This is a genomic window from Microbacterium aquilitoris, assembly GCF_031932285.1.
Classification (GTDB): Bacteria; Actinomycetota; Actinomycetes; order Actinomycetales; family Microbacteriaceae; genus Microbacterium; species Microbacterium aquilitoris.
Genome location: NZ_JAUZVT010000002.1, coordinates 195155 through 209755 on the forward strand (window position 1 = coordinate 195155; position 14601 = coordinate 209755).

The following is a 14601-nucleotide window of genomic DNA, read 5'->3' on the forward strand; positions in this document are numbered from 1 at the left end:
TCAGGAACCGTCGGATAGGATGATCGACGGCCTGAACGGCATCCGCCGCTCCGCGGTACCCGCCTTCGCAAGGAACCCCGTGACACAGATCGATTACAGCGCCTTCGACACGCCCGGACGTGGTCGCGGACTCCTCGACGTCTTCGAGTACCGCTACCTGCTTCGGCTGCTGATCGGGAAGAGCACGGCGCTCCGCTACCGCAATTCCGTCCTCGGATGGTTCTGGTCGTATGTCCGACCGACGGTGCAGTTCCTCGTCTACTACATCGTCATCGGCGAGATCCTCCAGGTCCACAAGAACGTCCCTGCCTTCCCGCTGTACCTGTTCAGCGGGCTCGTGCTCGTGAACCTGTTCAACGAGACCCTCGGGGCCGCGACGCAGTCGATCGTGAGCAATCGCGCCCTGGTGCGCAAGATCTACCTCCCGCGCGAGCTCTTCCCGCTGGCGGCGATCATCGGCGCCTTCACGCACTTCCTCCCGCAGCTGGCCGTGCTCATCATCGTGAGCCTCCTGTTCGGATGGCTGCCGAGCTTCGCCGCCGTCGGGCTGGTCCTGCTCGGCATGCTGCTCGTCCTCCTCTTCGTGACCGGTCTCGGCCTCTTCTTCGCGGCGGTGAACGTCCGCTTCCGCGATGCGAGCAACACGGTCGACATCATCCGGACGATCGCGACGTGGTCCGTGCCCGTCCTCTACACGTGGGCGATGGTCTACCACCGGACCGAGAACTTCCGCTGGCTCTTCCACGTCTGGCTGTCCAACCCGCTCGCCGTCGCGGTGGAGATGTTCCACCACGCGTTCTGGGGGGCGCTCCCCGTCGTGAACGCCGCATCGCCGGTGCCCGACAACCTCGGGTGGCCGCCGCAGTTCGAGTGGCATGTCGTGGCCTCCGTCGGTGTCATCCTCGTGACGCTGTTCGCCGGTCAGTTCGTCTTCCGTCGCGCCGAGCGCACTTTCGCCCAGGACCTGTGATGTCGACTCGTAACGCCACCGAAGCTCAGCCCCGCATCATCGTCGAGCACGTCTCGAAGTGGTTCAACAAGCGCTCCGCGCGGTCGCTGAAGGACGCTTTCATCGGCGTCGTCAAGCGGCAGTCGACGCGCTCGCGCCAGTTCCAGGCACTGAACGACATCTCCTTCCAGATCGGGGAGGGCGAGTCCGTCGCAATCATGGGCCTCAACGGCTCGGGCAAGTCCACGACTCTGAAGCTCGTCTCCGGAGTCCTCGAGCCCGACGAAGGCCGCGTGTTCACGCGCGGACGTGTCGCCGGTCTCATCGAGGTCGGCGCCGGCTTCCACCCCGACCTCACGGGCCGCGAGAACGTGTTCCTGAACGCCGCCATCCTCGGGATGACCGAGAAGGAGACGAAGGAGCGCTACGACGAGATCGTCGAGTTCAGCGGCATCGGCGACTTCATCGAGCAGGAGGTCAAGCACTACTCCTCCGGCATGTTCATGCGCCTGGCCTTCAGCGTCGCGATCCACGTGGAGCTTGACGTCCTCCTCGTCGATGAGGTGCTGTCCGTCGGTGACGCGCCCTTCCGGGCGAAGTGCGAGGCGAAGCTGCGCGAACTGGCCGACCAGGGCGTCACGATGATGATCGTCAGTCACAGCAAGAACATCGTGAAGAACCTGTGCTCGCGCGGCGTCGTCATCCGCAAGGGCAACGTCGTGTTCGACGGTCCCATCGACGACGCCTTCGCCGAACTCGAACGGGGCTGATCCGCCGCGAGACCGTCCGGCTCAGCCGAGGAGGTCGCGCAGCGATTCGCGCCATTCGCGCGGCGCGAAACCGGCGGCCTCGATCTTCGCGAGATCGAGCACCGACCAGCGCGGCCGTGGCGCCACGGGCCCCGTCGCCGAGGCGAAGTACTCGTCGGTGCTGACACCGGTGACCCGGTCGCGATCGTGTCCCGTGAGCTCGAACACCTCGCCCGCGATCTCGGCCCACGAGGCGGGACCTCCCGCCCCCGTCAGGTTGTAGGTGCCGAACGGGGCGCCAGTCTCGACCAGGTGACGGATGCCGCGGGCGATCTCGTCGGTAAAGGTCAGACGTCCGATCTGGTCGTCGACGACCGAGGGTGCGACCCCGCGCTCGGCGAGGGTCGCCATCGTGCGCACGAAGTTCTTGCCTTCGCCGATGACCCAGGACGTCCGGACGACGTAGTGGCGGGGGACCGTCGCGACGATGGCGTCGGCTGCGGCCTTGGTCTGCCCGTACACGCCCAGGGGAGCGACCGGCGCGTCCTCGGCATAGGGGGCATCCGCTGCGCCGTCGAAGACGTAGTCGCTCGAGACGTGCGCGAGCGTGATGCCGTTGTCGGTCGCGATCCGCGCGAGCTGCGAAACGGCGGAGACATTGCCCGCCCAGGCGCCGGCGCGATCGGTCTCGGCGGCGTCGACGGCCGTATAGGCGGCGGCGTTGACGATCGTGCCGTAGTCGCGCCACCGGCGTGCGTGGGAGAGGTCGCCCGTCAGGTCGAGCTCGGCTCGACCGGCGAAGTCGACGCTCGGGTCGCCGTCGTACGCGGCGCGCAGCGCGAGTCCGAGCTGGCCGTTGGCGCCGACGACGAGCGTCTTCTTCGGCGGGATCGGGACGACGTCGGACAGCCGCGGGTGGGCCAGGTCCTTCGCGGAGATCTCCACCTCCGCCAGGGGGATCGGCCAGTCGATCGCCGCGGTCTCGTCGGCGAGGTTGAGGAACGAGTACGACGCCTCCGGAGACCAGTGGTCGTTCACGAGATACGTGTAGGCGGTGTCGGGCTCGAGGGTCTGGTACGAGTTGCCGACGCCACGGGGGACGAAGATCGCCCGCGAGGGGTCGAGCTCGGCCGTGAACACGGTGCCGAAGGTGGGTCCCTCGCGCAGGTCGACCCATGCTCCGAAGATGCGGCCGGTCGCGACGGAGACCCACTTGTCCCATGGTTCGGCATGGATGCCGCGGGTCGTCCCCACGGCGTCGTTGAATGAGATGTTGTTCTGCACGGGACCGAAGTCGGCGAGGCCGGCGGCGGTCATCTTCTCGCGCTGCCAGTTCTCCTTGAACCACCCGCGGCTGTCGCCGTGCACGGGAAGATCCCACAGGACGAGCCCGGGGATGCCGGTCTCGACGGGCGCGAGCGCTTTACCGAAATCCGTCACGCTCACTGACCCTTGCTGGCGTAGAAGGCCTCGACGCCGTCCTTGGCGGGCGCCCACCACGCCTCGTTCGCCCGGTACCAGTCGATCGTGGCGGCAAGACCCGCCTCGAAGTCGCGGTAGGTGGGCGACCAGCCGAGCTCGGTGCGGAGCTTGGTGGAGTCGATCGCGTAGCGGAGGTCGTGGCCGGCGCGGTCGGTGACGTGGTCGTACGCGTCGGGGGAGTGCCCCATGAGCTGGAGGATGAGCTCCACGACGGTCTTGTTGTCCTTCTCGCCGTCAGCGCCGATGAGGTAGGTCTCGCCGATCTCACCCTTGTCGAGGATGGTCAGCACGGCGGAGGAGTGATCGTCGGCATGGATCCAGTCGCGGACATTCTCGCCCTTGCCGTAGAGCTTGGGACGGATGCCGCGCAGCACATTCGTGATCTGTCGCGGGATGAACTTCTCGACGTGCTGGTACGGCCCGTAGTTGTTCGAGCAGTTGCTGATCGTCGCCCGGACCCCGAACGAGCGGACCCAGGCGCGCACGAGAAGGTCGCTGCCGGCCTTGGTGGACGAGTACGGCGACGACGGGTTGTACGGGGTGTGCTCCGTGAACCGCGCCGGGTCGTCGAGCTCGAGGTCGCCGTAGACCTCGTCGGTGGAGATGTGGTGCAGCCGGGTGTCGTGGCGACGAGCGGCCTCGAGCAGCGTGTACGTGCCGATGATGTTGGTGTCCAGGAACGGACGGGGATCGTGCAGCGAATTGTCGTTGTGGGACTCCGCGGCGTAGTGGACGACGGCATCCGCCTTTTCGAACAGTCCGTCCACGAGCTCGGCGTCGGCGATGTCGCCGACGACCAGGTCGACCCGATCCTCGGGGAGCCCGGCCAGCGACGCCTCATTGCCGGCGTAGGTGAGCTTGTCGAGCACCGTCACGGTGTGATCGGTGTGCGCGACGACGTGGTGGACGAAGTTGGACCCGATGAAACCGGCGCCCCCGGTCACGAGAAGGTGTGCCATGGTCAGAAGCCCCTGTTCAGGATGTCGAGGAGATACGTGCCGTATCCGGATTTGACGAGTTTCTCGGCACGGGCGCGGAGCTCGTCGTCGGTGAGGAATCCCTGCCGCCACGCGACCTCTTCGGGCACCCCGATCTTCAGCCCCGTGCGGCGCTCCATCGTGCGGACGTACTCACCGGCATCCAGCATCTGATCGAACGTCCCCGTGTCGAGCCAGGCCGTTCCTCGCGGGAGCACCTGGACCTGCAGCTTGCCCGCGGCCAGGTAGGCGCTGTTGATGTCGGTGATCTCGTACTCGCCGCGCGGCGAGGGCTTCAGGTCCCTCGCGATCTGCACCACGTCGTTGTCGTAGAAGTAGAGCCCGGGCACCGCGTAGTTCGACTTCGGCTCCGCCGGCTTCTCCTCCAGTGAGATCGCGCGGCCCTCCTCGTCGAACTCGACCACGCCGTACGCCTGGGGCTCGCCCACGTAGTACGCGAACACCGCACCTCCGTCGACGTCGTCGAACCGGGCCAACTGCGATCCGAGGCCCGGACCGTAGAGCAGGTTGTCGCCCAGGACGAGCGCGACCTTGTCGTCGCCGATGTGGTCCGCGCCGATCGTGAACGCCTGGGCCAGCCCGTCCGGCGACGGTTGCTGAGCGAACGAGAGCCGTACTCCGAACTGCGACCCGTCCCCCAGGAGGCGCTCGAAATGCTCCGCGTCGTGCGGCGTCGTGATGATGAGGATGTCGCGGATGCCGGCCAGCATCAACGTCGACAGCGGGTAGTAGATCATCGGCTTGTCGTACACCGGGATCAGCTGCTTCGACACGCCCAATGTGATCGGGTGCAGTCGCGTCCCCGAACCCCCCGCGAGAATGATGCCCTTCATGGCACCCATCGTCCCATAGGGACACGGAGAACCCGGACGGCGAATCCTGGTCGGCGGCGGACCCGCCCCTAAAATGAACGGGTGATCAAGGTCTCCGTCGTCGTGCCCACGTACAAGACGTCCGTCGAGGGCCTCGCCCGACTCGTCGGCTCGCTCGAGCGGCAGACGATGCCGGCGTCGGAGTTCGAGGTGATCTTCGTCGACGACGGCTCCCCGGACGACACCCTGCAGCGCTTGCGGAAGCTCGCGGAGACGCACAGCAACGTCCGGGTCGAGGCGATCGAGAACTCCGGCTGGCCTTCCAAGCCCCGCAACGTCGGGATCGAGCTGGCCCAGGGCGAGTACATCGCGTTCATGGACCACGACGACGAGCTGTACCCGGACGCGCTCCGAGCGGCATACGAGTTCGGAGTCGCGAACAACGCCGACGCCGTCAACGGCAAGGAGGCGCGGACGACGTCGGCGTCGTGGGGGATGGGCACGTACGACCAGGACCGGCCGCAGTCCATCGGCCGGACGGACGTGCACCCGCTGATCCCGATGAACCCGCACAAGATGTACCGTCGCGCATTCCTCAACGAACACGGCATCCGATTCATCGAGGGTGCCCGTGTGCTGTGGGAGGACATCTTCTTCAACGTCCTGGTCTCCCGCCACGCCCGCGTGATCTCGACGCTGACCTCCGTCCCCTACTACCACTGGGTGACGACCAAGGGGAGCGGGTCCTCGACCTTCGTCAAGCACGGCGAGGACTTCTGGCGGTGGCTGCCGCGGGTCTGCCAATCGATCATCGACGAGCTCCCGGGCGAGGAGAACCGCCTGCAGCGCGAGCAGCTCGAGCTGCACCAGTACGGCAACCGTCTCGTGGGCGTCTTCGATTCCAAGTACGTCACGCGCACGCCCAAGCAGCGGCGGTTCATGTTCGAGCAGGCGCAGAAGCTGCAGCGGGACTTCGACTTCGCGCGTCTCGAGGGACGCATGAACTCCTCCAAGCGGGTGCGCGCGGAGCTCCTCCGCGCCGATCGCCAGGACCTTCTCGAGGAGATCTGCGTCTCCGACGCCGCCGTTCCCGGGTGGGCGCGTGCGACCACGGTGGAGTGGCGGGGCGGCATCCTGCACGTCTCGAGCGACGTGACCTGGGCGGACTCCAAGGGGACCGTCCCCGCTCTGGTGAGGGACGGCGACCGGATCCGCAAGGGACTCCCGACCGAGGTCCGCGACCTCGTGAGCGCCGAGGCGACCGACATGACGGCCGACGTCGACGGGATCACCGTCTCGGGGCTCGTGCGCTCGCGTCGTTCGCGCATCGCCTGGGCGCTGCCGCTCGAGAGCGACGTGCGCGTCGAGGACCTTCCCGACGGCACCGTCCGCGTCTCGGCGACGGCGTCGTTCACCGTCGACCCCGCCGCGGCCGCCTCGGGCGCCCCGCTCGAGGAGGCCACCCACTGGGACCTCCACGTGCACGCTCGCTTCGGCAACAGCTCCACCGATCGTCCGCTGAAGTCGACGATCCCGGCCTCCGTCACGCTGACCGACGGCCGGCTGCACCTCGTCTACCCGAACGACAGCACGAACGCGACGATCATCCCCGGCGGCCAGCGTGAAGCGGTGCGTCGGTTGACGCCCGAGAGCGCCGCTCTCGTCGACGGCGACCTCGTGCTCGAGCTCGCGGGTCACCATGACGGCGCCGGCGAGGTGGAGACCGTCGTCGGCGTGTGGGCCGCGGGGGCGTCCAAGCTCTCCGATCGCCCGGCTCGCCTGCGCATCGCCGACGGCGCGGCGCAGCTCATCGTGCCCGGCGTCGGCGCCGGCACGATCGACGTCCGCGTCGGTGACCGCGCTCCGGGAGGGCCGGGCGCGTGGACCGTGCGTGCCGACAAGGACCGCCGCATCCTCGAGCGCAGCAGCCGACCGTCGACGGACTCGACCCCGGCGTCCAAGCCGGCGCCCGCCCCGACTCCGACCCCGACCCTGCGCCGCACCGTGGGCCGCGTCCTCCGCCGGTTCGGACTCCGGTGAGGGCGTCCGTCGCTCAGGGCCTCGCAGGCCCGGTGACGTAGAATCGGCAAAATGCCTGAACAGACAGCCCGTGGCGGCGAACCGACACCCCACGCGCCGGTTCCTCACGTGACCGGGAGTGCGACCATCGACGGCGACGTCGCCGAGATCATCGGGCAGACCCTCCCGTGGGACGATCTAGCGGGTAAGACGGTGCTCGTCACCGGCGCGGCCGGGATGATCCCCGCCTACGCGGTCTACACGCTCCTCGGTCTCAACGATGTGCGGGATGCCGGGATCACGGTCCTGGCCCTCGTCCGCGACGTCGACAAGGCCCGCCGTCAGTTCGCGGACGCTGCCGACCGCGAAGATCTCCTCTTCGTCCACGGTGACGTCCGCCACGCGATCGAGATCGACCGCCCCGTCGACCTCGTCATCCACGGCGCGTCGCCGGCTCGGCCGTCGCTCCACGCCGCGAGCCCCGTCGACACCATCCGCGCCAACGTCACCGGCGCATTCGGGCTCCTCGACCTCTGCGTCGCGTCGCCGGGAGCGCGCTTCGTGCTGATGTCGTCCGCGGAGGTCTACGGCCAGCGGGTGTCCGACGGTTCGCTTGTCGCCGAGGACGAGTACGGCTCAGTCGACATCCTCAACCCGCGCGCCTCGTACACCGAAGGCAAGCGGGCCGCCGAGACGATCGCGGTGAGCTACCACGCGCAGCACGGCGTCCCCATCACGATCGCGCGCTTCGGCCACATCTATGGGCCCGGGATGGCCCTCGACGACGGACGCGTCCAGGCCGACTTCACCGCCGACGTGCTCGCGGGTCGAGACATCACCCTCAACAGCGACGGCAGTGCGCGGCGCACGTACACGTACCTTGCCGACGCCGTCTCGGGGATGTTCGCTGCGATCCTCCAGGGCGAGGACACCGCGTACAACGTCTCCGACCGCGACGGCTTCATCAGCATCCGGGAACTCGCCGAGGCGTTCACCCGGGCGCGGCCAGAGAAGGACCTCACGGTGCGCTTCGCCGAGGGCGTCGACCACCGTCGCTACAACTCGGTGAAGGGTCAAGGGCTCGACGACACCCGCCTCCGCAGCCTCGGCTGGGCGCCGCACGTGGGACTCGGCCGCGGCCTCGACCGCACCATCGCATGGCACGAGGAGCGCGGAGAGGGGAACCGGTCGTGACCGACGCAGCTGTGCCCGCGGCATCCGTGGAACCCGTCGAGGCGGAGCAGGTCGTGCGACCGCGGCCGCCGTTCGACGTGACGGTCGACTCGCTGAGCTGGGAGCGCGCCAAGCTCACCATCCGCCTCAGCGTCGAGCAGGTCGGCCCGTGGACCCCCCTCGAGCCCGAGTGGGGCGAGATCCCGCCGCCCGCCGTCGACTTCCGCCTCATCGACGGCAAGCGCCGCATCCCCGTGCCGTTCACGGAGGTGGCCCCCGGCTCGTTCGAGCTGCACGTCGACGTCCCGACGTTCCGCGACCGGCAGGCGATCCCCAACGGCACCTGGCGGATCGTGATGTTCGCCCACGGTGAGCGCGTCGCGCCCGCCCGTTTCGACGGACGATCCCTGCGCGAACTCGACGAAGGCTCACGGGTCTTCCTCTACGACGGCAACCGCGCCGTCACGACCGTGTCGTTCGGCATCGCGGAGAACTCGGTCGACCTCGAGCGCCTCGATTTCCTCATGCGGAGCTACCACCTGTTCCGCTCCCGTCCGAAGCCGAAGAAGTTCCGGCCGATCAAGCGGCTCAAGGCCCTGCTGCTCGGTGCGCCCTCGAAGCAGCGCTACGCCGGGCTGATCTACCAGATCATCACGCGCACCGTCGGGGTCAAGCCCGGCCGCATCCTCTTCGCCTCCGACCAGCGCGTCCGCATCGAGGGCAACCTCCGGCGTGTGCAGGAGCGCATCGTCGAGCGCGGGCTGCAGGACCGCTTCGACATGAAGTACTCGTTCCGGCTTCCCCGTTCGGGTGGGTGGGGGACGACCCTTCGGATCATCTACCTGCTGGCGACCAGCGAGATCGTCCTGCTCGACGACTACTTCGGCATCCTCAAGAGCCTGCGCATGGATCCGCGGACCAAGGTCATCCAGCTCTGGCACGCCGGCAGCGGGTTCAAATCCGTCGGCTACAGCCGTTTCGGCAATCTGGGATCGCCGAAACTGTGGCACCCGCACCGCCAGTACACCTTCGCCATCACGGGGTCGGAACACCTCCGACACGTGTACGCCGAGGCGTTCGGCATCGAAGAGGCCGCCGTCATCCCGACCGGCCTGCCGCGCGTGGACTGGTTCCTCGATCCGCAGCGCCGTGACCAGTTCCTCGAGGACTTCGCCGCCGAGTACCCGCAGATCGCCGGCAAGAAGGTCGTGCTGTTCGCACCGACGTTCCGCGGCCGCTCGATCTACACCGCGTTCTACGACTACAGCCAGATCGACTTCGACGCGCTCTACGACGCCTGCGGCGACGACACGGTCGTCCTCTTCCGCATGCACCACTTCGTCAAGAACCCGATCGAGATCCCCGAGCAGTACCGCGACCGGTTCTTCGACTTCACCCATTACCCCGATGGGCTGAACCTGCTGCACGCGACGGACGTGCTCATCACCGACTACTCGTCGATCATCTACGAGTTCTCGCTCCTCGACCGTCCCATGCTGTTCTTCGCTCCCGACCGGGTGAACTACGCCGCGACGCGAGGATTCCACCGGGACTACGGCGAGACCGCCCCCGGTCGCGTCGCGGACACCTTCGACGACGTGATCGACGCGCTCCGCACGGGGGAGTTCGAGCAGGAGAAGGTCGCCGAGTTCCGACGCCTCAACTTCGACCGGGTCGACACCGGTGCGGCCGATCGCGTCATCGACTGGCTGATCATCGGCAACCCCGACACCGAGAAGATCACCGAGAGCCCGGTGCCGACAGCGCAGTCCTCGTCCAACACCGCAGAGTCCAGTGAGAAGGACGTTCCAGAAGAGGAGATCGCGTGAACATCGCCATCATTTTCGCCGGCGGGATCGGTTCCCGCATGTCGTCGGCGACGTTGCCGAAGCAGTTCCTCGAGATCCACGGGACTCCGTTGATCGTGCACACGCTGCAGCACTTCCAGGACCACCCCCAGATCGACCGCATCGCGGTGTCGATCCTGCCCGAGTGGCGGGACCGGTTCGCGCGGCTGGTCGCACGGTACGAGCTCACGAAGGTGAACTGGATCGTCGACGGCGGCGCCACCGGCCAGGAGTCGCGCCACCGGGCGCTGCGGGCCGTGGCGAACGAGGCGCCCGCCGACACGGTCGTGCTGCTCCACGACGGCGTGCGTCCGCTCATCAACGCGGACGTCATCTCGGCGAACATCGAGACCGTCCGCGCCCACGGCCCCGCGATCACCAGCACGAAGTTCAACGAGACGATCATCACCTCCGCAGACGGCGCGGTCGACGAGGTCATCCCGCGCGACCACCTCTACGTCGCCCAGGCGCCGCAGAGCGGCCGGCTCGACACCGTCCTCGGCGTCTACGACCAGGCCGTCGCCGACGGGGAGAACGACTCCATCGACACCTGCAGCCTTCTCCGACGCTACGGGCACACCCTGTACCGCGTGGACGGGCCCCGCTCGAACATCAAGATCACAACGGCGGAGGACTACTACATCTGCCGCGCGTTCTTCGACGTCATCGAGCGCAATCAGATCGGCGGCTGAGGCGGGCTGTGACGCGGCGGGTCAGCCCGCCGCGTTGCGCATCGCGGCGACGTTGACGGTCACGATCTGACCCGTCAGATCGGATGCCGCCACGTTCAGGGTGACCCGCGCCACATCGGCGGGGTCGAGCAGGCTGTCGAGGGGCTCCTCGCCGAAGGCCTGCGTCCGCATCGGCGTGCGCGTGCGCTGCGGGTTGATGCAGTTGATCCGCACCCGAGACAGCTCCCATTCCTCGGCCAGGGCCTGCGTGAGGTTCACGACGCCGGCCTTGGTGGCCGAATAGGCGCTGTAACCGGCCCGCCCGCGCGTGTACGAGCTCGACGTGAACAGGACGACCTGTCCGCCCGTCTCGGCGAGGTAGGGGTGGGCTTCGCGGGCCACGATGGCCGGCGCGATGAGGTTCACCTGGATCGTGTCCTTGAGGTCGCGCTTGCGGCTCTCGACGAGCGGCGCGACGCGCAGGACCCCGGCTGTGACGATGACGACGTCGATCCGGCCGCTGCGCTGATAGGCCTCTCCGAGCGCAGCGCGGACGGCCTTGCCGGAGCGGATGTCGGTCCCCGTCGAGGACCGACTGAACTCGTGGACGGTGGCCCCGGCATCCGTCGCCTGCTGGACGATGCTCTCGCCGATGCCGTAACTGCCGCCGAAGACCACGACCGTCTTGCCCGAGAGGTCGGGGACGGTCGTCATGCTCTCGAGGGACAGGCTCGCCGACTGCAGCTGGAAGAGCTTGTCGGCGATGTGCACGTCGATCGGCTCGGTGACCTTCATGTTCTCTGCGGTCCCGTCGACGACGTAGATGGGGACCTCGGGAAGGTAGGCGAACACGACACCGCAGTCGTCCGTCGCCCGGAAGGACGGGTCGGTCGCCGCGATCTCGTACGCCTTGCGGATCGTGCCGAGGCGGAAGGCCTGCGGCGTCTGGCCGCGTCGCAGCAAGGAGCGGTCCGGGATGGCGGTGATGAGACGGTCGGCATCCACCTGGATGATCGTGTCGGCCGAGGGGATCGCGGTGTCGACGGCTTCGTACGTGTCGAGCGCGCGCACGCAGTCCTCGATGATCCGGTCGTCGATGAAGGGACGGACGGCGTCGTGGAAGAGGACCTTCGTGTCGTCGCCCTCGAGCGCGGCGATCGCCAGCTGGGTCGTGTCGTTGCGGGTCTCGCCGCCGGGGAGGATGCGGGTCAGCTTCGCGAAGCGCTCGCTGTCGAGCAGATGATCGAGCTCGCCGATGGCCGCCGCGTTCATCATGATGACGATCTCGTCGATGTGCGGACTGCCCTCGAGGGCTTCGAGGGTGTGCTCGACGATCGCCTTGCCCGCGATCTTGATGAGCTGCTTCGGGATGCCGAGGCCCACCCGGACTCCGATGCCACCGGCCAGGACGACGGCGACAGTGCGGGGTGTGGTCACGGTGAGAGCTCCTCGTGAATCGGTGCGGACGTGTGCTGACACGCCCGCACCATTCTATGCGAGGGCCCCTGCTCCTATGAGAGGGCGCCGGCTCGGCCCGGCCCGTCGATCCGGTCGAGCACCAGGCGGGCGATCCGGTCGGCGCACGGACGGGCGGTGGTCCCCTCGGACTCGGCGACCCAGCGACGCGCGAAGGCTGCGGCATCCGTCGCCTTCGCGGCACCCGCTTCGACGGCTGTCGCGAGCTCGTCGACCGTCGTGCAGACGGGGCCGGGCAGGTCGCGCCGGTAGTCGAGGTAGAAGTCGCGGGTCGCGAGGTACTCGTCGAGGTCGGGGGCGAGGAAGTACGTGGGGACCCCCCGCACCGCCGCCTCGAACAGCGTCGAGGAGTAGTCCGTGATGAAGACGTCGGCGACGGTCAGCATCTCCTGGGTCGAGAAGCCTTCGGCGGTGTCGACGTCGCTGCCGCGCAGGGTCATGAGGGGGTGCAGCTTCACGACGACGTGCACACCGACCGCCTCGAGGGCGGCGACGACGTCGTCGGGCGCGGCCATCGCGGTGTCCTCGATCCGGAAGGTCGGTGCGAAGACCGCGATCCTCGCGCCGCGCAGGTGCGGATGCCGGCGGTAGATGCGCTCGCGGGTCTGCCGGGTCAGCTCGTCGTCGCGCAGCCGGTCGACCCGGGGGAGCGGGGCCACGACGATGCGGCTGTCGTCCGTTCCGAAGGCCTCGGCGTAGGGCGCACGGCACGCGTCGCCGCTGGCGAGCACGAGGTCGTAGCCCGCGTGCATCCGCATCGCGTCGGCCAGCCGCTCGTCGCGCCCCTCGCCCGTGCCGAGGATGCTCAGCCCGAACTTCTTGAACGCGCCGAGGGCGTGCCAGATCTGGATGACGACGAGGTCGTCCTTGTGGCGCAGCATGCTCGCCACCATCGAATAGGTGTCGACGATCAGGACCCGAGCGGTCGCTACGTGGAACAGCTGAACGAGCAGGTGTGCGGCGTAGCCGAGCTTTCTCACGAGTCCGGGTGGCACCATCCTGACGAGCGAGACGACCCTGACGGTGGGGTCCATCTCGGCGATCGCGGTGCGCAGATCGATGAAGTCGTCGGTCTCCTCGGGGTGCTCGCGGCTGATCATGACGACCTTGCGGCGCGTGGGCAGCAGCTTCAGCGGTGCGTAGCAGGCGCGCAGGGCGGTGCGCAGCACGTGCGCGGCGAGCAGGTGACGACCGACGGGACCGTCGATGCGCGTGGGCTGCACGGGCGGATCGTCGAGCAGCTTCGGGCGCTCGTCGACCTGACGCGGGGTGAGGATCATCTCGCGCACGATGCGCTCGGTGGAGTGGCCGTCGCAGGCGGACATGAAGCGCTCGCGGAACGCCTCGAGGTCGTCGCCGGCACGGGCGTCGCGGATCGCGGCCGCCAGATCGGCGCCGTCGGTCACGAGCGGGCCGGCGAGGTAGTCCTCGAACGGGTGGTAGAACGATCGTTCGGCGGCGTACACCTCGACGTCGGGGCAGAAGAACACCATGGGCCGACCGAGCAACGAGAACTCGAAGATGGCCGAGGAGTAGTCGGTGATGAGGACGTCGGCCGCCATCATCAGCTCGTTGAGCTCGCGCTCCGCGGAGACGTCGATGATCCGCTCGTGCGAGGGGATGTCCGCGCCCTTGCGAGCGACGAAGGGGTGCAGCTTGACGAGGACGACCCACTCCTCTCCGAGGTCGTCCGGAAGCTCCGACCACGGGACCGCGTCGATGTCGTAGTGGGCGCTCAGCTGCCCGTTGCCGCGGAAGGTGGGGGCGAAGACCGCGACGCGCTGGTCGGGACGGATGCCGAGCCGCGCCCGCACGTCCCGACGGCTGCGCTCGATCAGCTCGGTGTCGAAGAACACGTCCGTGCGGGGGACTCCGAGTGCGTGCACGCGGGCGACATCCATCGCGAACGCCTCGGCGTAGTCGGGGCGGATCGCCTCGGAGCTGACGGTCGCATCCGTGTAGTTGCGGTGCGCGACGGATCCGGGGAGGGGTCCGCCCGGGAGGCCGGCCCGGCTCCATCCGACCTTCTTGTACGCGCCGGCGGCGTGCCAGACCTGCAGCAGGCGGGTCTCAGGCCTCAGATGAAGGGGGTAGATCATCGGGTAGTAGTCGTCGAGCACGATCGTCTGCGCCCGGGCGAGCTCCCACGGCAGGCGCAGCGAGTCCCGCAGCGGACGGCGGTCGGCGAGGCCGGCTTTGAAGATCCCCACGATGCGGGCGTCGGGTCGCTGTCGGCGGATCTCGTCGCGCAGGAACGCGATGTTGCCGGAGAAGTCCGTGCGGGAATCCGACAGGAAGAGGGTGCGGCCCTCCCGCACGCGGACGAGCCGGGACGCGACCGCGTAGAGCGCGATCCACAGCCCGAACCGCCACCTCTGCAGGAAGGCGTTCCCTCGCAGACGCCTGCGAAGCAATCGCACGGATG

At 68.3% G+C, this 14601-nt stretch carries 11 protein-coding genes; 6 read left to right on the top strand and 5 right to left on the bottom strand.

From position 1 onward, the window contains the following. Positions 1-79: 79 nt before the first annotated feature. Positions 80-970 carry an ABC transporter permease gene (locus Q9S78_RS07700; RefSeq protein WP_026303043.1) on the top strand — a complete coding sequence of 297 codons (891 nt, stop codon included), beginning with the start codon at positions 80-82 and terminating at the stop codon, positions 968-970. Then, positions 970-1719, top strand: coding sequence for an ABC transporter ATP-binding protein (locus Q9S78_RS07705; protein ID WP_018188746.1), 750 nt, complete (start codon positions 970-972; stop codon positions 1717-1719). The genes Q9S78_RS07700 and Q9S78_RS07705 overlap by 1 nt, the downstream gene beginning before the upstream one ends. Before the next feature lie 21 nt (positions 1720-1740). Here Q9S78_RS07705 and Q9S78_RS07710 read toward each other — a convergent pair whose 3' ends face one another. The 3 genes from Q9S78_RS07710 to rfbA are packed head-to-tail and all read right to left on the bottom strand — an operon-like array spanning position 1741 to position 5011. Continuing rightward, complete coding sequence (locus Q9S78_RS07710; RefSeq protein ID WP_311869908.1) at positions 1741-3144, bottom strand: sugar nucleotide-binding protein; 1404 nt, start codon at positions 3142-3144, stop codon at positions 1741-1743. Continuing rightward, the gene (gene rfbB, locus Q9S78_RS07715) at positions 3141-4139 is read right to left on the bottom strand and encodes a dTDP-glucose 4,6-dehydratase (protein ID WP_018188744.1); all 999 of its coding nucleotides are present in this window, start codon (positions 4137-4139) and stop codon (positions 3141-3143) included. Before rfbB ends, Q9S78_RS07710 begins: the two co-directional genes overlap by 4 nt. 2 nt (positions 4140-4141) lie before the next feature. After that, positions 4142-5011 (bottom strand): glucose-1-phosphate thymidylyltransferase RfbA, encoded by an 870-nt coding sequence (gene rfbA / locus Q9S78_RS07720; RefSeq protein WP_311869910.1) that lies wholly within the window; start codon positions 5009-5011, stop codon positions 4142-4144. Positions 5012-5092: 81 nt separating this feature from the next. Between rfbA and Q9S78_RS07725 the strand changes: the two genes are divergently transcribed. From Q9S78_RS07725 to Q9S78_RS07740, 4 genes are read left to right on the top strand one after another with little or no spacing between them, the layout of a single operon-like run. Then, on the top strand, positions 5093-7030 hold the full coding sequence (locus Q9S78_RS07725; RefSeq protein WP_311869912.1) for a glycosyltransferase family 2 protein: 1938 nt from the start codon (positions 5093-5095) through the stop codon (positions 7028-7030). 51 nt (positions 7031-7081) lie between these two features. After that, positions 7082-8203, top strand: coding sequence for an NAD-dependent epimerase/dehydratase family protein (locus Q9S78_RS07730; protein WP_311869914.1), 1122 nt, complete (start codon positions 7082-7084; stop codon positions 8201-8203). Then, on the top strand, positions 8200-10011 hold the full coding sequence (locus Q9S78_RS07735; protein WP_311869916.1) for a CDP-glycerol glycerophosphotransferase family protein: 1812 nt from the start codon (positions 8200-8202) through the stop codon (positions 10009-10011). The genes Q9S78_RS07730 and Q9S78_RS07735 overlap by 4 nt, the downstream gene beginning before the upstream one ends. Further along, positions 10008-10721 (top strand): IspD/TarI family cytidylyltransferase, encoded by a 714-nt coding sequence (locus Q9S78_RS07740; protein WP_116228606.1) that lies wholly within the window; start codon positions 10008-10010, stop codon positions 10719-10721. The genes Q9S78_RS07735 and Q9S78_RS07740 overlap by 4 nt, the downstream gene beginning before the upstream one ends. A 21-nt stretch (positions 10722-10742) precedes the next feature. Here the strand turns inward: Q9S78_RS07740 and Q9S78_RS07745 are convergent, their stop codons facing one another. After that, on the bottom strand, positions 10743-12137 hold the full coding sequence (locus tag Q9S78_RS07745; RefSeq protein ID WP_311869918.1) for an SDR family NAD(P)-dependent oxidoreductase: 1395 nt from the start codon (positions 12135-12137) through the stop codon (positions 10743-10745). A 74-nt stretch (positions 12138-12211) separates the two neighbouring features. Next, positions 12212-14596 carry a CDP-glycerol glycerophosphotransferase family protein gene (locus Q9S78_RS07750; protein WP_311869920.1) on the bottom strand — a complete coding sequence of 795 codons (2385 nt, stop codon included), beginning with the start codon at positions 14594-14596 and terminating at the stop codon, positions 12212-12214. Positions 14597-14601: the final 5 nt, after the last annotated feature.